Here is a 23,485-nt window from a genome sequence, read left to right as displayed (position 1 = left end):
GAACAGGCATCTTGCCTGTTCACAAAAACTGATTGAGAAGGGTGCAATATCTCAGTGTTAACATATGCCCTAAATGCGATCGCCCATAATTGATATCTATGCCCAATTTCAATCCCCCATTGGTATAATAAAATAACTCCTCACCTGCACACTTATGCCAATTGACGACGAAGATTTTGAAAGCGAATCGATCGGGGACGATCGCCAACTCCAACTCTTCACAGACAGGCACGAATTTACCCGCCGATTTGCCTTTTATTTAAACGAAGACCCGCCCCGCGAAAAAATTTTGTATTTTTTCGGCGATGGAGGCAACGGCAAGTCATTGCTGCTAAAACACTTACAGGTTAACTGCTGCAAAAGATTTTCGCCGCAGGTTTGGCAACAACTGCGCGCACTCCCAGAATCACAAGCCGCCGAAGTTGCTAATTTTGTGCGTGAAGCCAAAACTTATACTCCCATACCCGTAGTCAGGCACGATTTCGGATTGATACCGATTAAAGAAGATAAACCGCAAGATAGATTTTACGGCTTGCTGATGCTGCGGCGGAATCTGGCAGAAGCAGCAAATAAATATAAATTTAAGTTTCCAAATTATGATTTTGCTTGCTTTTGGTATTTGCTGAACAAAGGCGAGTCGGACGCAACTCTCGAACAACTTTTCCCCGATGATGTCATGGAATTGTTGACACCTGTAGTTGAAACTTTTGCAGAATTTCCGGTGGTGGCGCAAGCTGTAGCGGTGCTTAAAGGCATAGATAAATTGGGCGGGATTAAGCGGGCGATGAAATTAATTCAAAAGCGTCTCGGTGTCAGCGACGAAAAGGCAGAGGAAATTCGCCGCAAAGATATTGATACTGAGTTAATCGACTGTTTGCCTAAATTGTTTGCAGATGATTTTAATGCGGCAATGGCTGGCAAACACAAACCAGAACGCCTCGTGATGCTGTTCGATACTCACGAGAAATTGTGGGATGAAAAACGCAGTTTTCAGGGAATAAAATTTTGGTATCAAGATGAGTGGTTTCGGCGGTTGCTGAGGGCGCTGGATTGGAAAGCGGGGATTGTAGTTGCGGTGGCGGGGCGAGATTGTCCAGCCACACAACTGCGGTGGCCGAATGCGTCTAAATTTCCAATTCCCGAAGATTATATAGATGCACAATTGGTTGGGCATTTGTTTGCAGCCTATGCTAGGGATTACCTGCACAAAGTAGAGATTGACAAGGCAGATTTGGCTGACGCTGTGATTAGATATGCCAGCCTCAATTCTGATGATAGTTGGGAGAATTTGCAGGTACATCCGTTTTATTTGGGTTTGTGCGCGGATGTGGTGCTGGCAGAAAGAAAGCGGGGCATTGAGTTGCTGTCGTCGGATTTTGCGCGGATTCCGAAGTTGGAAAAGAAGACAGAGGAATTAACGGATCTGTTGCTCAGCTATGTCGATCGCGAAGTGCGATCGGCGGTGCATTCGCTGAGTGCTTGCCGCGCTTTTGATGAGGATTTGTACATAAAATTGGGAGCAGGTTGCCACTTCCAGGCAAGTAGTGCAAATTTTGAGATTTTGACGAGTTTTTCCTTTGTGTGGAAGGAGCCACAGCGGGGTGAAAAGTGGTATCGAATTCACGATTTATTGCGGCGCTTGGATGCGGATAGGGATAACGATAAAACTCGCAGAGCTCATAAAGTTTTAGAGGGCTATTACCGGGAATTGGGGAATGTGGCTGAGGCAATTTATCATGCTAATCGCTTGGATTGGGAGCGGGGTGTAGATGAATGGGAAGAGGTGTTTGAGGAAGCGTCGCGGCTGAGTCGTTACGGGGAATGCGAGTCGCTGCTAGCAGTTAGAAGTGAGTTGTGGATTAAAAGTGATTTTTGGCTGGGCAGAATTTCAAACTCGGAGGGAGATTACTATGCTCACTTGGCTCGATACGCAGAGGCAAAACAGGAATATTTAGAGGCTGTTGCAGCTTACGATTGCGAACTCATATTAACTCCAGACGATGAGGGTACGCTCAACAACAAAGGGAATGCGCTGCGATGTCTAGGTGATTTGCAGGCACAGCTAACTGAGTTTGAGGATGCAAAACAGTCTTACTCTGAGGCGATAGCTGCCTTTGATTCTGCTTTAGTTATTGCACCGGATTATATTACTGCTCTCGGCAACAAAGGGATTGGGCTACAAAGGCTAGGTGAGTTACAGGCACTGCTAACTGAACGTGATCGAGCAGAACTATCTTACTTAGAGGCAATCGTTGCCTACAATTCTGCTTTAGTTATTGCACCGAAGGATTCTCGATGGCTCAACAACAAAGGGAATGCGCTGCAAGGTCTTGGTGAGTTACAGGCACTGATAAAAAAATTTGATCTGGCCAAACTATCTTACAAAGAGGCAATCGCTGCCTACGATTCAGCTTTACAAATTGCACCGGATGATATCGGGGTTCTCAACAAAGGGAATGCACTGCAAAGGCTGGGTGAGTTACAGGCACTACTAAGTGAATTTCCCGATGCCAAACTATCTTACAAAGAGGCAATCGCTGCCTACGATTCAGCTTTACAAATTGCACCGGATGATTCTAGATGGCTCAGCAACAAAGGGGGTGTGTTGGTACAACTCGGTCAGTTACAAGTAGAGGTAAAGGAATTTGATGCTGCCAAACAATCTTACTCTGAGGCAATCGCAACCTGTAAATCTGCTTTACTTATTGCACCTGATTATAATTATGCTCTCAATAACAAAGGGAATGCACTGCGATGTCGGGGTGATTTGCAGGCACAGCTAAGTGAGAGTGAGTTTGAGGCTGCCAAACTATCTTACAAAGAGGCGATCGCTTCCTTTGATTCTGCTTTAGTTATTGCACCGGATTATATTTTGGCTCTCAACAGCAAAGGGCTTGCACTGAAAAGTATGGGTGATTTGCAAGCAAAATTATTTAATCAACAGGAAGCACTCAAAAATTGGCAAGAAGCACTGGAAATGTATAATCGATCTTTAGCCATTGCTCCTAATGACGATTGGGCTCGCCATAGACGCGATGCGCTGCAAGAATCTCTCGATTATTTGGGTGACGATACTGTCAGCAGTTAGCTCGATCGCAAGGAGTAAAAACGCCGCATTAAGGAGGAGGATGTGTCGAGTTAACTTACACCGAAAGTTCACAGGATTTACGCACTCCGACAAAGAAACCGGGTTTTTGGTCGAATCTGCGAATCACAACGAATTATTCAAGGGAAAACCCGGTTTCTGGCTACCCGTGCGTCAGCCCTCAAAGAAACTGCGGGGTAAGTACCGATCGCTATTTTTTGATGATAAAATTGAAAACAGTAGCTAAAGGAAAAATGCCATGTCAGAACAAGACATCGCTAAGATCATTACGATCGAACCGGGTAAGCGAGGTGGTAAACCTTGTATTCGAGGTATGAGAATTACGGTTTATGACGTGTTGGAATATCTCGCTTCTGGGATGACTTATCAAGAAATCCTAGAGGATTTTCCCTATCTCACCCAACAGGATATTTTAGCTTGCTTGAGTTTCGCAGCTAAACGAGAGCAGTTTATGTTAGTTGTTGGGTGATGAAACTACTGTTATTTGACCAAAATCTCTCTCCTCGTCTTGTCAATCTCCTTGCTGATATTTATCCAGATTCCGCTCATGTTGATGCAATTGGATTACCTACCGCACCCGATCGCGAAGTTTGGGAGTATGCTCGTCAGCATGACTATATTGTCGTTACCAAGGATGCGGATTTTAGCGAATTGAGTCTATTGTTGGGGTTTCCTCCGAAGGTAATTTGGATACGGCGCGGAAATTGCTCGACGCGGGATATCGAGAGGCTACTAAGAGAGAACTATGATGTGATCGCAGTTTTAAGTGACACTCCTAATAGCGGTATTATCAGTTTGTTTTAATAAAAACGTTTAAAGAAACCGGGTTTTTGGCCGAATCTACGCATCACAACCAAGAATTATCGAAAAAACCCGGTTTCTGGCCACCTGCGCGTAAGCCCTAAATTTGCTAAAATAGACCCAGAAAATATCAAAATATAAATATGAACGAATCCCAAATACCCCAAATTCCTTGGCTGTTATTAAGCCGAGAAGCGCACAAACTATCAGTTACCGACAGATTAGCTCTAGTCAACGCGATTGTTGAGTCCATCAGACAAGAACTCAGATCCCCCCAACCTCTGCTAGATGATTTTGTGGAACCCACGACTGGGCTAGCAAAAACTGATACATCACCCGCAACAGATGACGAATTTGAAATTAGATTGCGGCGCGATCGTAAAGGTGCGGCAAAGCGACTCAGAGGGCTAGCAAAAACCGATACGCCACCTCCAACAGATGCCGAAGTGGCAGCCATGCTAGAAGAACGTTTGGTGGAGAAATACCTAAAATGAAGGTATTAATAGACACCAACATTATCCTCGATAGTTTGCTAGAACGAGAACCGTTTGTAGAGGATGCTGATGCTTTATTTGAGGCGATCGAAAATGAGCAACTTGAGGGATATGTAACGGCAACAACTTTAACAAATATCTTCTATATTGTCAGAAGGCAAACTCGCAGCCTTGATCGCGCTAGGCAAGCTATTGCTGAAACACTAGCATTAATGAAAGTATCTGCCGTCGATCGCCACGTTTTGGAAATAGCATTTGCATCTAATTTAACCGATTTTGAAGATGCCGTGCAGTTAGCTTGTGCGCTGTCAGATAACTTGGAGGCGATTGTAACCCGCGATGCAGGAGATTTCGCCGGTGCTACTTTACCAATTTTATCACCTAAAGAGTTATTAAAACGTTTGGGGGGATAAGATTAACAGGACTGACACACTCCGACAAAGAAACCGGGTTTTTGGCCGAATCTACGAATCAAAACCAAGAATTATCGAAAAAACCCGGTTTCTGGCCACCCGCGCGTCAGCCTTCAAAGAAACCGGGTTTTTGGTCGAATCTACGAATCAAAACCAAGAATTATCGAAAAAACCCGGTTTTTAGCCACCCGCGCGTCAGCCTTCAAAGAAACCGGGTTTTTGGTCGAATCTACGAATCAAAACCAAGAATTATCGAAAAAACCCGGTTTTTAGCCCCGTGTGTCAGCTCTGAAAATGACTTAACCTAACCCGGAATCAACCAATTATCCCCCTCACTCCTCGCTAACAGCCAAACCAGAAACCACAGGGGCGATCGCATTTAACTTCAACACAGGATGCTCCCCTTCCACCTGTCGGCAATTCCACTCATTTCTAAACAGCAAAACAGGGCGACCCCAAGTATCTTTCACCGTCACCGTATTAAACAGCCGCCCAACTTTTTCCAGCGCCTCCCAACCGCCGTCAACCCAACGAGCTACACTGTAAGGCAACATATCGATCGTCGTTTCCACATTATATTCCGACTGCATTCTGAACTGCACAACTTCAAATTGCAACTGTCCGACAGCCGCCAAAATTGGCTCGCGTTTCGACTCATCAACCGAGTACATAATTTGCACTGCGCCTTCTTCTTGCAACTCAGAAACGCCTTTGCGGAACTGCTTAAACTTAGAAGGATTAGGATTTCTCAAAAAAGCAAAAAGTTCAGGAGAAAAACAGGGAATCCCTTCATATTCCAGTTTTTGGCCGGTGTAAATAGTATCGCCGATCGCAAATACCCCCGGATTGTTCAAACCGATCACGTCGCCCGGATATGCAACCTCGATCGACTCGCGATCCTGAGCAAATAACTTTTGAGGCCTTGACAAACGCACCGTTTTACCACTGCGAGCGTGAGTCACGTTCATGTCCTTTTCAAATTTGCCGGTACAAACCCGAATAAAGGCAACCCGATCGCGGTGTCTTGGGTCCATATTCGCTTGCAATTTAAACACAAACCCGGTAAAGTCTTCATAAGTTGGCGGCAAGTCTCCGGCGCTGCTCTTGCGGGCGATCGGCTTCATAGCGTAATCTAAAAACGCATCTAAAAACAGTTCGACCCCAAAATTGCTCATGGCGCTGCCAAAGAAAACAGGCGTCATTTTTCCAGCCCGAACGGACTCTAAATCGAGTTCAGTTCCCAACTCATCAAGCAGTTCTAACTCTTCTTTGAGCTGATAGTAAAGGTCTTGTTCCAACAAATCTTCAATGCGCGGATCGCCCAATTCGATAACGGTATCAACAGCAGCACGAGAACCGTGTTTAGCCCGCTCGAATAAGTGAATTTTGCGCGCCCTGCGATCGAAAACACCTTTAAAGCGATCGCCCGTACCTATAGGCCAATTTACCGGATAAGTCTGCAACCCCAATTCCTTCTCAATTTCGTCCAACAAATCCAAAGGTTCTCTGCTAGGGCGATCGAGCTTATTAAAGAAAGTAAAAATAGGCAAACTTCGCAGCTTACAAACTTCAAATAACTTCCGAGTTTGCGGTTCCAAACCCTTAGCAGCATCCTCAAGCATCACTGCATTGTCAGCCGCCGCCAGAGTTCGATAAGTATCTTCGCTAAAATCTTGGTGTCCCGGAGTATCGAGCAGATTAATGTGATATTTTTTGTACTCAAACTGCAAAACAGTAGAAGTAATAGAAATTCCCCGCTGCTGTTCCATCGCCATCCAGTCAGACGTAGCGTGTCGCTGGGCCCGCCGCGCTTTCACAGAACCTGCTTCGTGAATTGCACCTCCGTACAGCAGCAGCTTTTCTGTCAAAGTAGTTTTTCCCGCGTCAGGGTGCGAGATAATAGCAAAGTTGCGCCGGCGCTCAACAGCAGTTAGCAGTTCAGTTTCGAGTTCTGTTGTCATTACAAATTAGGTAGGGGAATCATCACCCGATCGCCATTATAGCCTGTGCTACAGTTGTCATTAAAGGTAAAATTATCACTAAAGTCAAGGAAAGAAAACTAATATGTACGATTCCGACAAGCGGAAGCTGCTATCACTGGTGTGCCACGGGGCGATTTTTTTCAGCACGTTACTGTTCTCGATCGGAGCGCCGATCGCTGTATTGTTAGTATCAGATGACCCCGTTGTCAAAGAAAATGCCACAGAAGCAATCAATTTTCACCTTAATGTATGGGTGTACAGCACAGTGATTGTGGTGTTAACTGTCGTCACTTTCGGTCTTGCTGGCTTTATCCTAGTGCCCCTAGGTTATCTGCTACACTGGGGACTGACAATAATGGCTATCCTCCACGTTTTGCAAACTCCTAACCAACCATACCGCTACCCTTTTATTTTCCGAATAGTTTAGACAGAAAATCGCGCTTCACCATCGATTTCAATAACCCGATTTCTTTAAGCAGAAACCGGGTTTTTAATTGTTTTCTAACTCACATTCGTTACCCCCAACTGGCAAATACACTGCTTAATATTATGTCCGGTCGATTACCCCTAATACCGTAGGGGTTCCCCTCACGAAAAATATCTTCCAATAATTGACAATCTCAAAAACCCGCCCTTTAAATCGCTCGATCGGACATGATATAAGTGATAAAGAGGGTTGATTATCGGAGACAAGATTCAGTAAAAAAACTTAAAAATTTGTGAAGCTAAGCATCATCTAGTTGGAATTCCAGAAAATTGACCTAACATCATGAGTGAAATCTTGTTAATCCATAAAAAATCAAAAATCAGAGTACAATCAACTATTAATTATGGTGTTTTCGCCCTGTTGCAGGGCTGCTGTGAACGCTAAGTTGAGCTTCCATTGATGTCGGTTCCCACACTATGCTACCGCCTTTGGGTTATTTCGCAGAGTTAGGGCGGATGTTCGATCGCTCCGAACCCTCGTTTTTGCTTTAGCTGTGCTATTTTTGCATCTGGCGATCGTTCTATTGGAATGTTCCACCAATTCTATCTCTACCAGATGTCTTAAAACTTAATACAATATTTTTCCAATAAAAATCCCGCTCTTGTGGAACGGGAAAGCCATCAGGGTGCATCTATATATATGTCAGTATAACTCATAGGGGGTCTAACCCCTCGTAGCTTTATCGAATCTTTACAATCACAAAATTTTTGTAAAGATTGAGGTTTTTATTTGACTGATCAGCGGTTTTATGAAATTAAAATGGAAAATGCTGACATTTATAAAATCCAGTGAGTTTCCTCTGAATAATCAAAACTTTAAGCTCCTTTACCATGCTTCGGCAAATGGTGGAGCAAATACCATAAGATGGCTACATTTGTGATAAATACCGCTAAGGATCGCGAATTAAATAACTTACAATTTTAATTGTTATTGTGGGATGGGCGTCCCGCCCGTCCTTTTTGGACGGGCGGGACGCCCATCCCACTTTCAAGAGTGGAAGTTATTTAATTCTCATTCCTAACCTTGAGGATAACGTTGTGCTAAGAAAGAGATAGCAGCAGCCCGATCGCCCAAATAGCCATCCAACTTCGCCGCCAGCAAATCATCCAACATTCGTTTAAACCCAGGCCCCGGCTTATAACCCAAAGCCTTCAAATCGTTGCCATTTAAAGGCGGCTCAACATTCGCCCATTTGGTCAGATATTCCCAAATTTGGCGGCGTGCACTTCGCGGACTTTGTAGGGCGATCGCAATTAACACCGGCAATTCATAATTCCTTAACAGCAACACCAACTGACTCGGCAACTCGCACTTAGGCAAATTCTCCGCTAACTGCTTCTTTCCGGCTTCCAAAACTTCCAACCGCTTAATGCTGTCAGCAGGTAACTGAAGATTTGCAGCCACCTTGCCGCGATATTCCGGTGCTACATAAGCTATCAAAACTTCCAGCCGCATCTGCCAATCGGGAATATTGATAATGGGGAATGGGGAATGGGGAATTGGGGATTGAGCCTTGAGAGTAGTTGCTTTTTCTTTTTCTTCCTTCTTCCCTATTCCCTCTTCCTTCTTCCCTCTGACTCGTGACTCACCATCAATCATTAATCCGTGTATCCGTGTCAAAATCCGTGTCGTGCCTTCCTTCTTCCTTCTTCCTTGCAAACACCGATCGAGCAAACGCAGTTGCCGCCACAACTCCCGATCCAACTCCAAACTAGGATGAATGCAGCGCAAAGCCTGCAAATCTCCCAGCATTTGCAAAGCAACTTTCCAGTAAGGAGCTTGCAAAATGTATTTCAATTCGCTTTTGAGCCGAGTTTCCAAAGCCGGAGCTCGGCCGTTTTCCCCCTGAATTCGGTAATAAATCCCGCTGGCCAAAGCATTGCGGATGTATCCTTCCGTCTGCGGCTCAATTTCAAATCCCAACCGCACCGCAAACCGCACCGCGCGATAAATTCGCGTCGGATCTTCGATAAAACTATTGGCGTGCAAAACTCGAATTTGCTTCGATTCCAAGTCCAGCAAACCGCAAAAAAAATCTAACAATTCGCCACTGCGAGGAACACCCAACCGCACAGCCAGCGCATTAATTGTAAAATCCCTGCGGTACAAATCTTGGCGAATTGAACTTGCTTCAACTTCAGGATTTGCAGCCGGATAAGGGTAAAATTCAGTGCGAGCCGTAGCGATATCCACCCACAGCGAGCCGAAAGCAGAGTCTTTGTGCCACAAAAGCGCGGCGGTTTGAAATTGACCGTGAACGTCCAAACGCGATTCGGGGTAAAGTTTTTGCAGCGATGAAGCTAACTCGACACCAGCACCGGAATCGTCGGAACCGCATTTTCCATCCACAACCAAATCGATATCTGTTAGCGCCAGTGTATCATCCGTGGCTAAGAGTAAATCCCGGACTGCTCCACCCACAATATAAAGTTGCCAGCCGCGGTTTTGGGCAATATTGGCGGCGATCGACAATAATTGCCATAATTCGGGACTGATGCGCGATCGCAACAACTGCTCAACCGATTCGGACACGGCACAATAAGAGAATTCTGCATTACTTCCCCTGTCTCGCGCTTTTTGCTGGTGCAATTCCCGCAACACATCAGTCCGAGTCACAATTCCCACCAGTTGACCGTTTTCCAATACTGGCAAGCGCCCGATATCGTATGTCACCATTAAAGATTCAATTTCTGGCAGCAAGGTATCTGGGGCGATCGTTTTTAACTGCGGACTCATGTAACCCTTCACCGGGGCGTGGCTGAAACCGTGGTGCAGGGCAATGTCAATGTCGCGGCGCGAGATAATGCCGGCAAGTCGATCGCCCGCATCGACCACAGAAAGCCCCGAATGTCCGTAACGTAGGAGGATACGGTGAGCTTCCCCCACCGAAGTTTCCGGGCGAATACTCCGCACTGGAGACGACATTAATTCGCGGGCGGTCGGAGGGTGGGGAATTTGAGCTTTGAGTTCGTCAGCTAACTGATTTAAAGTCAGCAGGGGGTCAACATCGCGGGTGGCGAGGGAAGCGGCACGGGCGTGGCCTCCGCCGCCGAACGGTTTGAACAATTCGCTGAGGTTTGTTCCTTCGATGCGCGATCGACCGATAATAGTTAATCGATTGGAAACTGGCGATTCTGAAGCGATGTTGCGGTTGTTTTCGTTTTCGCTAAATTTATAAACATTACCTAAAAGCAGAGCATCGGTTTCAGTTAAATCGAGCAAGCGAGAAGCCAGCGAAGAAAGTCCCGGAACGTAAGCTTCAGTAGACAGCAGCACCCAGGCTATGCTGTAACCGTGCAAAATTTCCGATCGCAAATTATTCAGCGCTTCTCTCAGCAAATCTTGCAATTGAGGAGACAAACCGGGTTCTACATATTCAGCGATGACCCCCAAACTCGCTCCCTGTTCCATCAACCAGGCCAAAGCTATGGCATCTCGCGCAGTTGCGCCCTCAAAGGTAAGGGAACCTGTATCGACGTGGATGCCGAGGGCCATTACTGTTGCTTCCGAAGGCAGAAGGCGGAAGGGTATGTCGCTGTTTTCTGCTTGATTTTTGAGCTTTTCGACAATTAATGTTGTGGTGGCTCCGACTGCTTCGATTTGGCTAACAGTAGCCCGGATGTCTGAAGGCGCCTCCTTGTGGTGGTCGAAAACAGCAATTTCGTTGAGGTGTGGTAAATCCAGCCACTCGGCGGCTTTTCCCAAACGATCGCGCCCGGAGGCATCAACTATAGTAATCGATCTAATTTGTTGCGGATTGACCGATCGGCGTTCAATCAGTGGGTACTCGTCGCGGTGTAGCGCCAAAAAATCCCGCACTGTCGGGTGACACCCGCCCGTCAATACGATCCTGCTACCGGGGCGCAGCACGCAAAGTCCCACCGCCGCCCCCAAGGCGTCAAAATCTGCTGTTGTGTGGCACAAAACTAAGTCCATAGCCGAAAATCCCGCATCTCTAACTCAAACAGTAGCAATTTCTCGCCCTCTGAAACCGGATGTGTTGATCGGGCTTTAACTTAACCTTTCCAGTTTTCTGTCGTGTAGCGAACAATGATAAAATTGATCGAAATCTCACAAGCCGCTGACGCCTGTTCGCGCAACGCCCGAATTTGCACGGGTTCTTTCCTATCAATCAACCGACAATTTCTCGATCGACTATCGGGAAACTGTCAAAAACTAGAATTTGGAAGATTTTTTTCGGTTCTGGGAAACTATTTCTGATCAACGCACGGTTATATCGAAAGGAGAAAAGATGTTATCAATTCTGTTTCAAGTGGTTTTACTGGGTCTGGTACTGCTGTCTTTTGTGATGGTCGTTGGCGTGCCAGTTGCTTATGCCTCTCCCCAAAACTGGAATCAGTCTAAATCCCTGATTTATGTCGGATCTGGTCTCTGGTTTTTGCTGGTTATTGCAGTGGGTGTATTGAACTTTTTAGTCGTTTAATTTCACCCAAGTCTATCCAATCAAGAAGGTAAAAGATAGAAGGATGAAGGCATTCACCAGCGATTGAAAGGCATTCGGCAGAAGCTAGGAATTTTCCAGACCTCGCGACACTGTATGTTTTTGCACTTGAGATTCAGATGAGATGCTGCTGCTTTCTGACTTTTGCCTTCTCACAAACAAAACTCTAAAACCTAAAATCTAAAATCTAAAGTAGAACACTATGACTGTTTTCGAGGGAACTTTTACTCACACCGAATCTTTGCGATTTGCTATTGTCATCGGTCGTTTTAACGATTTGGTGGTTAACAAACTTTTGGAGGGATGTCAAGATTGTTTGAAACGCCACGGGGTTGATATTAATCCTCATGGCTCTCAGGTGGACTTTTTTTGGGTGCCGGGAAGTTTTGAGATTCCTTTGGTGGCGCGCCAAGCTGCTCTTTCCCACCGCTACGATGCCGTAATTTGTCTGGGTGCGGTAATTCGGGGCCAAACTCCTCATTTCGATTTTGTGGCTGGTGAGGTTGCTAAGGGAATTGCTGCTGCTGCTTTTCAGACAGGGGTGCCGGTGATTTTTGGGGTGGTGACGACAGACACGATGCAGCAAGCTTTGGAAAGGGCTGGAATTAAAAGCAATTTGGGCTGGAATTATGCGATGAGTGCTTTGGAAATGGGTACTTTGATGCGCCAAGTTAAGGGTTTGGGAACACACTCTTACGATCATCGATTAGCTACAGGATCTGCTGCTCAAGTGCTTTCGGGTGAAGCAAATCTGTCGCTCGCCCCCGATGTATCGTCGGATCAAATCCCCTCTTAAATTGGGCTAGCAGTATTTTTAAGCTCAAAAAACATCAAGATTTGCATCGGGAAAAATCTTAAGACTCTTGTGGGGTGGTAATTATACCCGCCCCCAAGGTAAAAATTCCACTATTGGCCGATCGACAAATTAGACCAATATCTTGCCAATTGGAAATGGGTACTTTGATGCCTCAAGTTCATGCTTTGGGCCCACATGCTGACGATCGATTACTTGCGTCTGCTGCTGTTCAAGTGCTGTCGGGCGATCGGGCTTGATTTATGTTCCCAGGAAATTTCGTAATCTAAAATCCGGGTTCATTATTCCCTTTATTAACTAGGCATTAATCGGCTGATTGGATATTTAATTTGGTTGATAATCAACTGGAAATACACAGCGAACCAGATCAAAAAAGATAAAGTGATTTCAACGATCGATCGCAACGAGTCGTTTTAATAGATGAGGCTGCTGTAATTTCGGGTTTTCCCGATTTGTCTCTGGATAATATGATATTAAAAAAAAAATATCAAATTTTACTGAATCTGGTTGCATAAAGATGAGAAATTCGTTATGTTGAATTTTGTGTAAGCATTGAGGCGGTCTCAAATCAATCCTCAAAAAGCTTTAAGTATAAATACTCGCTAAGCAGTATTTAACCTAGTCTTAACAAACAACTCTGAAAGTAAATTTTTAGGTGGATTGTTAAGTTCATATTAAATGACAATTTGTCAAGTTAATGCCTAGGAAGTTTGCCAGCAAAAGGATGGAGAGTTTTGAAGATCGCCCAGATACTTACAGTTACTGATCAACATGAAAGTGCAAAAATCTTATGGGTGACATTCAAGCTACGTTTACATCTACCGATAGAGCTTTTCAAATTGAGGGGTACGAAAAAATAGATTTCAGCTTGCTCTACGTAGATGGTGCTTTCAAGCTGGAGAATCCTGAGATTGCGGATAGTTACCGCCAATTTGGTCGCTGTTTAATGGTTGTAGATGAAACAGTCTATGGTCTTTATGGTGCACAGATGCAGGATTATTTCAAGCATCACGAGATAGATTTAACAGTCTTTCCAGTTAATATCAAGGAACCTGATAAGACATTAAAAACTTTTGAAAGCATCATAGATGCCTTCGTTGATTTCGGACTCGTGCGGAAGGAGCCTGTTTTGGTAGTCGGTGGTGGATTGACGACAGACGTAGCTGGTTTTGCCTGCTCATCCTATCGCCGTCGGACTAACTACATTCGCGTACCGACAACCTTAATTGGGCTAATTGATGCCAGTGTGGCAATCAAAGTAGCTGTGAACCACGGTAAGCTGAAAAACCGCCTCGGCGCTTACCACGCTTCGCAGAAAGTAATTTTAGATTTCTCCTTTCTGAAAACTCTGCCGATCGACCAAATACGAAACGGAATGGCAGAGTTAATTAAGATCGCCGTAGTAGGCAACAAAGAAATCTTCGAGTTGTTAGAAAACTACGGCGAAGCATTGCTGCACAGCCATTTTGGTTATTTAGACGGCACATCTGAACTGCGCGAAGTGGCCCATCGCTTAACCTACAACGCGATTCAGTCGATGCTGGCCTTAGAAGTACCAAACCTCCACGAGCTAGATTTGGATCGGGTGATTGCCTATGGTCACACTTGGAGTCCGACGCTGGAACTAACACCGGAAATTCCAATGTTCCACGGCCATAGTGTCGCTATCGATATGGCTTTTTCGGCGACTATTGCTGGGCAGCGGGGCTACATTTCGATCGCCGATCGCGATCGCATCTTAAGATTAATGAGCCGCCTCGGACTAGCGATAGACAGCCCTTATCTGACATCAGAACTGCTCTGGAAAGCCACAACATCGATCAGTCGTACCCGTGATGGCCTTCAGCGTGCAGCAGCTCCATGCCCCATTGGTGACTGCTTTTTCATGAATGATTTGACTCGAACTGAGTTGGATGAAGCCCTAGCGGTGCATCGAGAAATCTGTCAGGGCTACCCGCGTCATGGCGATGGCGAGGATATGTATGTGGTATTGCAGAAAGTTGCAACTCGTTCCACAGCCGGGGTATAAAGATGAGACCCGTTACCCCAGTCGGGATTTTAGCCTCTTTACTCGAAAGTCTCGCCTCGCAAGTAGAAAAAATCGATAATCTTGATCGAGCTTTCAAGGCCCAATTACAACAAGCCTACGAACTAGCCAATGGTCTCGATCCGTACCTGAATCTTTGTACCACGCCGGAATCTCCCGCCTTAGCCACGTTAGTAAAGCGCACCCAATCAGAAGATTGGAGTAAGCGATTCTCTGACGGCGAGACAGTGCGCCACTTGGAACAGGAAATGCTTTCGGGCCATGTGGAAGGCCAAATGCTGAAGTTTCTCGTCCATCTCACCAAAGCACAGCGCGTACTGGAAATAGGGATGTTTACCGGGTACTCAGCACTAGCGATGGCCGAAGCCCTGCCAGTGGATGGAGTGGTGGTAGCCTGCGAAGTAGATGCTTACGTCGCTGAATTTGCCCAGAAGTGTTTTCACGAATCTACTGCCGGTCACAAAATCTCAGTGAAGGTAGCACCGGCTCTAGAAACCATGAAACAATTGGCTGCTAATGGAGAAGTGTTCGATTTGGTATTTATCGATGCTGATAAAGCTGGATACATAGACTATCTCGATTTACTCCTAACTACCGGGCTGTTGGCTCCCAATGGCTTGATATGTGCAGACAATACTCTGATGCAGGGACAGCCATATTTGTCGGGTACTGCTACTGATAACGGAGTTGCGATCGCCAAATTTAACCAGGCTCTAGTTGACGATCCGCGCGTAGAGCAAGTGTTACTGCCGCTGAGAGATGGATTGACCTTAATTCGGCGCGTTTAGAGCGTGTTTTCTGGCCCAGGAGATCCCCCCTAGCCCCCTTAATAAGGGGGGGACAAGAGCATTCTCAAAGTCAACCCGTACTCCCCTTAATAAGGGAGAAATTGCTCAAAGTCCCCCTTATTAAGGGGGATTTAGGGGGATCTAATCTGTGGCGATAGTCTGTTGATTTGGTATTAGGAAATTTTTTACTGTTATGCCCAAAAATTATTATGAAAACAGTTTCTGTGGCAGCGATGCCATCTGAACAGGAAAAAAACACTGGGAATAGGCGCTTCCCGACAGCAGTTAAAACCATAGCAACCTTAATTTTGCTGCTATTGGTACTGCCCCTGAATATCGCTTTAACTGCGATCGCCCTACTGAGATCCATCATCATCAAACCGTTTCAGTCTAGAACGATCGCCGACTCTCCCCAAACGATTTTGATTAGCGGCGGCAAGATGACCAAAGCATTACAGCTAGCCCGATCGTTCCATAATGCCGGTCATCGGGTAATTTTGGTAGAAACCGAGAAATACTGGCTGACAGGTCATCGTTACTCTTGGGCAGTCGATCGCTTTTACACAGTACCAAATCCGCAGACAGAGGAATATCCCCAAGCACTCTTAAAAATTGTCCAACAAGAGAAAGTTAATGTTTACGTTCCCGTTTGTAGTCCAGTCGCCAGTTACTACGATGCCGAAGTCAAAAGGGTACTTTCTGGACACTGTACGGTAATGCACGTAGATGTCGAAACTCTGCAACGATTGGATGATAAATATGATTTTGCAAAAGCCGCGGCAGCATTGGGGCTGCGAGTTCCGAAGTCTTATCGCATTACTAATCCGCAGCAAGTAATCGATTTTGATTTTAGTGATGCACAGCGTCCATATATTATCAAAAGTATTCCCTACGATTCTGTCCGCAGGTTAAACTTAACTAAATTACCCTGCGAAACCCCAGCAGAAACAGCCACTTTTGTCAACTCATTACCAATTTCCGAGAGTAAACCTTGGATTATGCAAGAGTATATTCCAGGGCAAGAATTCTGCACTCACAGTACAATTCGTGATGGTCATCTTCAGTTGCATTGTTGCTGTGAATCGTCGGCGTTTCAGGTGAATTACCAGAATGTCGATCGCCCGGATATCGAAAATTGGATTCGTCAGTTTGCCAAGAGTCTCAATCTGACTGGACAAGTTTCCTTTGATTTCATTCAGGCGGCGGATGATGGAGAGATTTACGCGATCGAATGCAACCCCCGCACCCATTCAGCCATCACGATGTTTTACAACCATCCTGATGTGGCAAAAGCTTATTTGGAGCTCGACCCTTTACCACAGACTGTGCAGCCTTTGGCATCTAGTCGCCCGACTTACTGGATTTACCATGAAATTTGGCGATTGGTGACTCATTTGTGGTCGCCGAAGCTCGTTTCTGAGCGGTTACAAATTATCGCCCAAGGCAAAGATGCCATCTTTGAGTGGGACGATCCGCTGCCGTTTTTGATGGTGCATCATTGGCAAATTCCCTTGTTGTTATGGGGAAATTTGCAGAAGCCGAAAGAGTGGATTCGGATTGATTTTAATATTGGCAAGCTTGTGGAAATAGGGGGAGATTGAGTATGTCAGTATTGCGGGTTTTGCATTTAGTCGGCTCGGCAGTTAGCGATTTTTTCTGTAATTTATCGCGCCTTTATGCAGAAGATTGTCTGAAAAATACGGCTAATCCAGCACTCTATGAATTTCATATAGCCTATATTTCTCCCGATCGCCAATGGCGTTTTCCTACATCTCTCGATCAAGGTGCGATAGCAGCCGCTAATCCCATGTCTCTAGCGGGCGCTGTACAGGTGCTGACACAGCTAAAGATTGACGTAATGGTACCGCAGATGTTTTGCATCCCCGGCATGACTCAATACCGCAGCTTGTTCGATATGCTGAGTATTCCTTATGTGGGTAATCCAACAGAGTTGATGGCGCTGGCTGCTGACAAAGCCAAGACTAGGGCAGTAGTAGCAGCCGCTGGGGTAAGTGTACCGTTGGGAGAAGTTGTCCGCGCAGGCGATCGACTTTCGATTGATTTGCCGGTGGTGCTCAAGCCACTGAATGCGGATAATTCTCTGGGAGTTGCTTTAGTTAAAAATGCTGCTGACTATGATGGGGCTTTGGAGACAGCATTGACTCATTCCGAGGAAGTGCTAGTAGAAAAATTCATTGAATTGGGTAGAGAAGTTCGCTGTGGGATTATTGTCCAAGCTGGCGAGCTAGTCTGTTTGCCGCTGGAAGAGTATGCTTTAGATGCTGATACGAAGCCGATTCGGAGTTATGCCGATAAGCTCAAACAAAATGACGATGGCAACTTGAGCTTGACTTCTAAGGATAGTACCAAGTCGTGGATAGTTGACACCAGCGATCCGATTACGGAGAGAGTTTGGGCCCAGGCCAGAAAATGCCACATCGCTTTGGGCTGTCGCCACTACAGTTTATTTGATTTTCGCATCGATCCCGATGGACAACCTTGGTTCTTGGAAGCGGGGCTGTACTGTTCTTTTGCCCAAAAAAGTGTGCTTTCGACTATGGTCAAAGCATCAGGAATTTCTCTGGATACTTTTTTTGATAGTATGCTGCAAAATGCCTTACAAGGCTATTAGGCTTTTCCAATAACTTACGCACGAATAGTCAGAAACCGGGTTTTTTGGTGTTTCTGCCGACCCTAACGCGTCTTCTGGGCAAAAACCCGGTTTCTCTGGTTTTGATGCGTAAGTCCCGGAGCAATTTCACCTAAACATTGCAGATTATCAAATTGTGTGATATCATAAAACGTTCTTAGAAATAGCGCAACACTAACTATTACTGCATGGCAACGAAGCCAACGATCGCATTTACTCACCTCGGCTGCGAAAAAAATCGCATCGATACCGAACACATGATTGGCTTGCTGGCTCAAGCGGGCTATCAAGTCGATTCTAATGAAGAATTAGCCGATTATGTTGTAGTCAATACTTGTAGTTTTATCCAAGCTGCGCGAGAAGAGTCGGTCCGCACCTTGGTAGAATTGGCAGAAGCTAATAAAAAAGTAGTCATCACTGGCTGCATGGCACAGCATTTTCAGCAGGAATTGCTGGACGAATTGCCAGAAGCAGTCGCAATTGTCGGCACTGGCGACTATCACAAAATAGTCAATGTTATGCAGCAGGTGGAAAAGGGCGATCGAGTTTCCCTCGTCTCTAGTGAACCTACTTACATCGCTGACGAAACTACTCCCCGCTACCGCACGACATCGGAAGGTGTCGCGTATCTGCGTATAGCAGAAGGCTGTGACTATCGCTGTGCATTTTGCATTATCCCGCACTTGCGCGGAAATCAAAGGTCGCGGACGATCGAGTCTATCGTCGCCGAAGCTAAGCAATTAGCCTCGGAAGGGGTAAAGGAAATTATCTTAATTTCTCAAATTACCACCAACTACGGCAAAGATATTTATGGCGAACCGAAACTAGCCGAACTACTGCGCGCTTTGGGTGAAGTAGATGTACCTTGGATTCGGATGCACTACGCCTATCCTACAGGTTTGACTCCGCAAGTTGTCGCAGCCATCCGCGAAACGCCCAACGTTTTGCCGTATTTGGATTTACCCCTGCAACACTCGCACCCGGAAATTCTGCGGGCGATGAATCGGCCTTTTCAAGCTGGGATCAATGATGCCATAGTCGATCGGCTCAAAGCAGCACTTCCCGGCGCCGTGATGCGGACAACTTTTATTGTTGGCTTCCCCGGCGAAACAGACGAACACGCATCACACTTGCTGGAATTTGTCAAGCGCCACGAATTCGATCACGTAGGAGTTTTTGTATTTTCGCCAGAAGAAGGAACCCCAGCCTTCAGCTTGCCCCAGCAAATACCTGCAGAAATAATGGAAATGCGGCGCAATTCGGTAATGGCGGCACAACAACCTATATCATTGAAGAAGAATCAAGAGTCTGTCGGTCAGGTAGTTGATGTCCTGATAGAACAAGAACAACCAGAGACAGGTGAGTTGATTGGTAGATCCGCTCGGTTTTCCCCAGAAGTAGATGGACTCGTCTATGTGACAGGAGAAGCGCGACTGGGATCGATCGTATCTGTGAAAATTACTGGTGCAGATGTCTACGACCTCTACGGTCAAGTCGATTTTAGATTTTAGATTTTAGATTTTAGATTGACTGCACAGACTCATCTGGGAGCTCGATCTTTTGTCTAAAATTGTGGGATCGACCCTCATGAGTTGACGTGGCACTGTATCCGGTGCTGGGCGGGGTCAAGTGTAAGTGTTGCTGGAACTGTCGCCTGAGACGGTGTGGCGAACAAAAACCAGACACCGGCCAAAAATGATTAGCGGATTGTGCAGCAAAAGTAACGGTTTGTACAATATTGTGCAAAGATATCTAGCAAAGGGGTTATAAACCTTTATTAGCCTCTGGCTGCAATCGACGCTCCCCCTCGGGGTGCGGTTATCTCTACAGAACGATCGGAAAATTTTAACGAATTTAATGTTTTGTTTCTGAATGTAAAGAGTTATGATAGTAACAAGCCAGAAATAAGCGGGGAGAATTTGAGATTGCTTCGCCGTCCGCCCTACACCACAACGGTATCCCGAAAGAGTGTTGAGATGGATAGGCGGTAACGGTCGCTGCATCCCCTGCTCAATCCCGCAGGCGACGGATTGCGGGATAGCGCCTGAACCAACAAACCTATTACTACTATGTTGTAGTGAAGTGGGGCTGGCATGATCCTCACTATAAAATGCCTAAGAGGGAAAGCTTGCAAGTACCTCAAAGGAAGTCCAATGTCCTGTTTTAAGAATGTTGGAAGCCTATAACCCGACCCCTGGCGGTTGGTATCGGTGATGTCACAAAATCAAAGACGGCTGTCGAATTGGTAAATTTAGTCACCATCGACGGAGCTGCCCTATACTCGATTGCTATTTAAGAAGGTGCGCGCAGGCGCAGCACCATAAAGAACTCTTATGAGTTCCTGCCGCCGAGCAGAAATCCGCATCCGAGTTGGGCAACTTAGAAGGCTAAGACTCGTTATTAGGAGCATTAATGAATTTATTGTTTGAAGGCTTAGGTCTTTCGGAAGAACTCGTTCTCCATCTGGAAACACTAGGCTTTACAGAACCTACTCCCATCCAAGTACAAGCAATTCCGCACCTGTTAGCAGGTCGCGACGTTGTGGGTCAAGCCCAAACAGGGACAGGCAAAACGGCAGCATTCTCGTTGCCCATCTTGGAGCGGATTGATTTAGATGTGACTGCGGTGCAAGCACTGGTGCTGACGCCGACTCGCGAATTGGCGATGCAAGTAACTGAAGCCATCCGTGATTTGAGCGGCATCAGCAGCGACGGCCCGGTAAAAGTGGGTCGCTCTCTGCAAGTTCTGACAGTGTACGGTGGTCAATCGATCGATCGTCAAATGCAGCGTTTGAAGCGCGGCGTTCACGTCGTTGTCGGTACACCGGGACGCATATTGGATATGCTGAGCCGCGGCAGCCTGAAACTAGACAAGGTAAAATGGCTGGTTTTGGATGAAGCTGACGAAATGCTGAGCATGGGCTTTATCCAAGATGTGGAAAAAATCTTGGATGCTGCACCAAAAGAACGTCAAACGGCATTTTTCTCGGCGACGATGGAAGCTTCCATTCGGAAATTGGTGGCGCGGCATTTGCGTAACCCCGTCAACGTCACCGTAGAACAGCCCAAAGCAACGCCAAAGCGCATCAGCCAAGGCGTGTACATGATTCCCCGCGGCTGGTCGAAGGCAAGAGCCCTACAGCCAATTTTAGAAATGGAAGACCCGGAATCTGCACTAATTTTTGTGCGGACTCGGCAGTCGGCGGCAGAACTCACCAGCCAACTGCAAGCAGCAGGTCACAGCGTTGACGAGTATCACGGTAATTTGAATCAGGCACAGCGGGAACGTTTGTTGCATCGGTTCCGCCAATGTCAGGTGCGCTGGGTAGTGGCGACTGATATTGCGGCACGGGGTTTGGACGTGGATCACTTGACTCACGTGATTAACTACGATTTGCCCGACAGTGTGGAAAGCTACGTTCACCGGATCGGACGCACGGGCCGGGCTGGTCGCGAAGGAACGGCGATTACGCTGATTCAACCGGTCGATCGCCGCAAACTGCGCTTGATTGAACGCCACGTGCGATCGAGCTTGACGGTGCGAAACATTCCCACACGGGCGCAAATTGAAGCACGTCAGTTGGAAAAGATGCAGGGTAAAGTTCGTGAAGCTTTGGCTGGCGAACGGATGGCATCTTTCTTGCCTCTGGTGTCTCAGTTATCCGAGGAGTACGACTCCCACGCGATCGCCGCTGCTGCTTTGCAAATGGCTTTCGATCAAAGCCGTCCTGCTTGGATGGGCGCGGATTACGCTCAACAAGAAGATCCCCCGATTGGTGGAGAAAACAGCGTCAAGCCTATCTTGATCAAAAAGCGGGCTAAGACTGGTGAGACGACTTTTTCTGGAGCACCGAGTGCTCCTGTTCCCCAGAACCGCTAATTGGTAGGGTGCACAATGTGCACCTTATTTAGAACTTTTGTAGAGATGCGAGCGATCGCACCTCTACTTTTTTTTATGGGTGTGAGACTCTATGGGGAATAAAAATCACAAAAAAGCTCTTCGTTCGTTGAACAAGCGGATTGCAGAACATGAAGAAAAGATTAGACTGGAATATGAGAAGGATTTTCCCGATGAAGGCTTAATCCGGCATTGGGAAAGTGAAATTCGAGCTTTTGAGAAAGGAATTCAGCAAGCTTTAAAAAGATTGGGTAAATAAAGATGCAAGTTAGCGATCGGACAATTTCTGTAACTAATTCTACACTGAGAACGTTAATTGATGAATTGGGTACTGAGTGTCAAAATGTGATTACTTTAATCCACCAGCTTCAGTTACCTGATTTGAGCGATCGACAAAAAGCTGAAATTCTAGCAGAGTTCCTGAGTGCTGCAATCCATCTCAACGTTCACTGCGGAGAGGATTTTCAGACGCTAATTGCTGAGGAAATGACACAATTGTCGGATGATGATGAAGAGGATTAAGGAGACGCGGGCGATTCCCTACGGGATAGCTACGCTTCACGCACATTAGGAAAAAGCCCTCCAGTCAACTCACCGAAGAGCTAAAAAACCTCATAAATAAGGACTAAAATCCTTACTACAAAATTGTGAACTGTGACTTTTGTACTCTTGTCTAATATTTCAGTTTAGCTGCGTGCTCACAAGAATTTTTTGTACGCGATCGCCCTTAATTTCCACAATCAAATTAGAAGCCTTTTGGTCATTGCTGTAAGTCAACCGAGTCACTCCCCCCTGCACTGATTGCGACCCATAACCATAAGTTTCAACAATTTTTTGCCTAGTATCTCCTACCTTCACACCATCTATTGTCAGAAACTTGGGATTGGTAGTAGAAATTAAATAAACTTTGCCCTCCCATGCTGCTACCGTCAATCCTGAGTAGGTTAGCGTGCGAATCTTGCCGCCGATGCCAGGCCCAGCAGGTTTAGTTTCGTCGCGCTGTGGTTTTCCCAACTTACGTTTTGCCTCTTCTACAGACATCGCCAAGCGAACGCCGCCAATCCCCAGGCGCGAATAGTTCAGCGCCGCCGGCTTTTGTGTCGCGCTGAGCATTCTTTCTAGAGTCGCAACAGTTTGATTCATAGCGGGAACAGGGCGAACTAAAGCAGCAAATCCTAAGCTCGAAATTGCAAGATTCATCATGATGCCAGCGACGGCTGTTGTCACAAACATTTTTACCATTTTTTTATAGCTTTATTTGGCAATGTATTCGCGCGATCGCCCGCTCGATCCGGATTGATACTAATAGGACTTACACAAAGACTCTGGGACGCACGGCGATCCTCTGAAACCGAATTTTTTTACCCAAACTACACAAAGAAACCCGGTTTTTACCAGAAATCTTAGGTTTAACAGTGAGGTATTCAGGAAGAAACCCGGTTTCTAGCGCAACCTAGGTAAATCCTGACTAATATTTTTTAACTTGTGAAAACCACCAATTTCGGGCGAACCGAATTTGCTCCCGCACAAGCTTGCGTCCGCCT

20 protein-coding genes are annotated in these 23,485 nt (G+C 46.2%); 17 read left to right on the top strand and 3 right to left on the bottom strand.

The features are described 5' to 3' along the window. The first annotated feature begins 154 nt into the window (after positions 1-154). From QUB24_RS05900 to QUB24_RS05880, 5 genes are all read left to right on the top strand, one after another. Entirely contained in the window at positions 155-3,088 is a 2,934-nt protein-coding gene (locus QUB24_RS05900) for a hypothetical protein (RefSeq protein ID WP_333151582.1), read from the top strand. A gap of 256 nt (positions 3,089-3,344) precedes the next feature. Then, on the top strand, positions 3,345-3,575 hold the full coding sequence (locus tag QUB24_RS05895; RefSeq protein WP_242725088.1) for a DUF433 domain-containing protein: 231 nt from the start codon (positions 3,345-3,347) through the stop codon (positions 3,573-3,575). Continuing rightward, complete coding sequence (locus QUB24_RS05890) at positions 3,575-3,910, top strand: DUF5615 family PIN-like protein (RefSeq protein WP_333151579.1); 336 nt, start codon at positions 3,575-3,577, stop codon at positions 3,908-3,910. Before QUB24_RS05895 ends, QUB24_RS05890 begins: the two co-directional genes overlap by 1 nt. Before the next feature lie 140 nt (positions 3,911-4,050). Continuing rightward, positions 4,051-4,401: a hypothetical protein gene (locus QUB24_RS05885; RefSeq protein WP_333151577.1), complete on the top strand. Its 351-nt coding sequence runs from the start codon at positions 4,051-4,053 to the stop codon at positions 4,399-4,401. Then, entirely contained in the window at positions 4,398-4,814 is a 417-nt protein-coding gene (locus QUB24_RS05880; protein WP_333151575.1) for a PIN domain-containing protein, read from the top strand. The genes QUB24_RS05885 and QUB24_RS05880 overlap by 4 nt, the downstream gene beginning before the upstream one ends. Before the next feature lie 332 nt (positions 4,815-5,146). Here QUB24_RS05880 and prfC read toward each other — a convergent pair whose 3' ends face one another. Next, positions 5,147-6,775 carry a peptide chain release factor 3 gene (prfC, locus tag QUB24_RS05875; RefSeq protein ID WP_333151573.1) on the bottom strand — a complete coding sequence of 543 codons (1,629 nt, stop codon included), beginning with the start codon at positions 6,773-6,775 and terminating at the stop codon, positions 5,147-5,149. Positions 6,776-6,878: 103 nt separating this feature from the next. Between prfC and QUB24_RS05870 the strand changes: the two genes are divergently transcribed. Next, positions 6,879-7,223 (top strand): DUF4870 domain-containing protein, encoded by a 345-nt coding sequence (locus QUB24_RS05870; protein WP_333151571.1) that lies wholly within the window; start codon positions 6,879-6,881, stop codon positions 7,221-7,223. A gap of 1,077 nt (positions 7,224-8,300) precedes the next feature. On the opposite strand, the gene QUB24_RS05865 is transcribed toward QUB24_RS05870, so the two are convergent. Beyond that, positions 8,301-11,219, bottom strand: a complete 2,919-nt coding sequence (locus tag QUB24_RS05865) for a CBS domain-containing protein (RefSeq protein WP_333151569.1) — start codon at positions 11,217-11,219, stop codon at positions 8,301-8,303. A gap of 316 nt (positions 11,220-11,535) precedes the next feature. Between QUB24_RS05865 and psbZ the strand changes: the two genes are divergently transcribed. The 11 genes from psbZ (at position 11,536) to QUB24_RS05810 (ending at position 22,463) form a co-directional block, all read left to right on the top strand. Next, positions 11,536-11,727: a photosystem II reaction center protein PsbZ gene (gene psbZ, locus QUB24_RS05860; protein ID WP_190735314.1), complete on the top strand. Its 192-nt coding sequence runs from the start codon at positions 11,536-11,538 to the stop codon at positions 11,725-11,727. 220 nt (positions 11,728-11,947) lie between these two features. Beyond that, entirely contained in the window at positions 11,948-12,541 is a 594-nt protein-coding gene (gene ribH / locus QUB24_RS05855) for a 6,7-dimethyl-8-ribityllumazine synthase (RefSeq protein WP_333151566.1), read from the top strand. Positions 12,542-12,615: 74 nt separating this feature from the next. After that, positions 12,616-12,798 carry a hypothetical protein gene (locus QUB24_RS05850; protein ID WP_333151564.1) on the top strand — a complete coding sequence of 61 codons (183 nt, stop codon included), beginning with the start codon at positions 12,616-12,618 and terminating at the stop codon, positions 12,796-12,798. Positions 12,799-13,349: 551 nt separating this feature from the next. Then, complete coding sequence (locus QUB24_RS05845) at positions 13,350-14,588, top strand: sedoheptulose 7-phosphate cyclase (protein ID WP_333151562.1); 1,239 nt, start codon at positions 13,350-13,352, stop codon at positions 14,586-14,588. A 2-nt stretch (positions 14,589-14,590) separates the two neighbouring features. Then, complete coding sequence (locus QUB24_RS05840; protein ID WP_333151560.1) at positions 14,591-15,394, top strand: class I SAM-dependent methyltransferase; 804 nt, start codon at positions 14,591-14,593, stop codon at positions 15,392-15,394. A 209-nt stretch (positions 15,395-15,603) separates the two neighbouring features. Then, positions 15,604-16,995 (top strand): ATP-grasp domain-containing protein, encoded by a 1,392-nt coding sequence (locus QUB24_RS05835; RefSeq protein ID WP_333151558.1) that lies wholly within the window; start codon positions 15,604-15,606, stop codon positions 16,993-16,995. Positions 16,996-16,997: 2 nt separating this feature from the next. Beyond that, the gene (locus QUB24_RS05830) at positions 16,998-18,026 is read left to right on the top strand and encodes a D-alanine--D-alanine ligase (RefSeq protein ID WP_333151556.1); all 1,029 of its coding nucleotides are present in this window, start codon (positions 16,998-17,000) and stop codon (positions 18,024-18,026) included. Positions 18,027-18,232: 206 nt separating this feature from the next. Beyond that, the gene (gene rimO / locus QUB24_RS05825) at positions 18,233-19,555 is read left to right on the top strand and encodes a 30S ribosomal protein S12 methylthiotransferase RimO (protein ID WP_333151554.1); all 1,323 of its coding nucleotides are present in this window, start codon (positions 18,233-18,235) and stop codon (positions 19,553-19,555) included. A gap of 901 nt (positions 19,556-20,456) precedes the next feature. Further along, a complete protein-coding gene (locus tag QUB24_RS05820) occupies positions 20,457-21,923 on the top strand; it encodes a DEAD/DEAH box helicase (RefSeq protein ID WP_333059615.1) in 1,467 nt (488 codons plus the stop codon). 91 nt (positions 21,924-22,014) lie between these two features. Beyond that, positions 22,015-22,200: a hypothetical protein gene (locus QUB24_RS05815; RefSeq protein WP_242725046.1), complete on the top strand. Its 186-nt coding sequence runs from the start codon at positions 22,015-22,017 to the stop codon at positions 22,198-22,200. Positions 22,201-22,202: 2 nt separating this feature from the next. Beyond that, positions 22,203-22,463, top strand: coding sequence for a hypothetical protein (locus QUB24_RS05810; RefSeq protein ID WP_333151551.1), 261 nt, complete (start codon positions 22,203-22,205; stop codon positions 22,461-22,463). A 159-nt stretch (positions 22,464-22,622) separates the two neighbouring features. Here the strand turns inward: QUB24_RS05810 and QUB24_RS05805 are convergent, their stop codons facing one another. Next, a complete protein-coding gene (locus QUB24_RS05805) occupies positions 22,623-23,183 on the bottom strand; it encodes a hypothetical protein (protein ID WP_333151549.1) in 561 nt (186 codons plus the stop codon). Positions 23,184-23,485 lie beyond the last annotated feature (302 nt).

The organism is Microcoleus sp. B9-D4 (genome assembly GCF_036705105.1).
Taxonomy (GTDB): Bacteria; Cyanobacteriota; Cyanobacteriia; order Cyanobacteriales; family Microcoleaceae; genus Microcoleus.
Note: the sequence above shows the minus strand (reverse complement) of the source record. Positions and strands in the feature narration are given on the sequence as shown.

Coding starts and splice junctions, on each gene's coding strand:
- QUB24_RS05900 (WP_333151582.1), top strand. CDS start 155: ATGCCAATTGACGACGAAGATTTTGAAAGCGAATCGATCGGGGACGAT.
- QUB24_RS05895 (WP_242725088.1), top strand. CDS start 3,345: ATGTCAGAACAAGACATCGCTAAGATCATTACGATCGAACCGGGTAAG.
- QUB24_RS05890 (WP_333151579.1), top strand. CDS start 3,575: ATGAAACTACTGTTATTTGACCAAAATCTCTCTCCTCGTCTTGTCAAT.
- QUB24_RS05885 (WP_333151577.1), top strand. CDS start 4,051: ATGAACGAATCCCAAATACCCCAAATTCCTTGGCTGTTATTAAGCCGA.
- QUB24_RS05880 (WP_333151575.1), top strand. CDS start 4,398: ATGAAGGTATTAATAGACACCAACATTATCCTCGATAGTTTGCTAGAA.
- prfC (WP_333151573.1), bottom strand. CDS start 6,775: ATGACAACAGAACTCGAAACTGAACTGCTAACTGCTGTTGAGCGCCGG.
- QUB24_RS05870 (WP_333151571.1), top strand. CDS start 6,879: ATGTACGATTCCGACAAGCGGAAGCTGCTATCACTGGTGTGCCACGGG.
- QUB24_RS05865 (WP_333151569.1), bottom strand. CDS start 11,219: ATGGACTTAGTTTTGTGCCACACAACAGCAGATTTTGACGCCTTGGGG.
- psbZ (WP_190735314.1), top strand. CDS start 11,536: ATGTTATCAATTCTGTTTCAAGTGGTTTTACTGGGTCTGGTACTGCTG.
- ribH (WP_333151566.1), top strand. CDS start 11,948: ATGACTGTTTTCGAGGGAACTTTTACTCACACCGAATCTTTGCGATTT.
- QUB24_RS05845 (WP_333151562.1), top strand. CDS start 13,350: ATGGGTGACATTCAAGCTACGTTTACATCTACCGATAGAGCTTTTCAA.
- QUB24_RS05840 (WP_333151560.1), top strand. CDS start 14,591: ATGAGACCCGTTACCCCAGTCGGGATTTTAGCCTCTTTACTCGAAAGT.
- QUB24_RS05835 (WP_333151558.1), top strand. CDS start 15,604: ATGAAAACAGTTTCTGTGGCAGCGATGCCATCTGAACAGGAAAAAAAC.
- QUB24_RS05830 (WP_333151556.1), top strand. CDS start 16,998: ATGTCAGTATTGCGGGTTTTGCATTTAGTCGGCTCGGCAGTTAGCGAT.
- rimO (WP_333151554.1), top strand. CDS start 18,233: ATGGCAACGAAGCCAACGATCGCATTTACTCACCTCGGCTGCGAAAAA.
- QUB24_RS05820 (WP_333059615.1), top strand. CDS start 20,457: ATGAATTTATTGTTTGAAGGCTTAGGTCTTTCGGAAGAACTCGTTCTC.
- QUB24_RS05815 (WP_242725046.1), top strand. CDS start 22,015: ATGGGGAATAAAAATCACAAAAAAGCTCTTCGTTCGTTGAACAAGCGG.
- QUB24_RS05810 (WP_333151551.1), top strand. CDS start 22,203: ATGCAAGTTAGCGATCGGACAATTTCTGTAACTAATTCTACACTGAGA.
- QUB24_RS05805 (WP_333151549.1), bottom strand. CDS start 23,183: ATGGTAAAAATGTTTGTGACAACAGCCGTCGCTGGCATCATGATGAAT.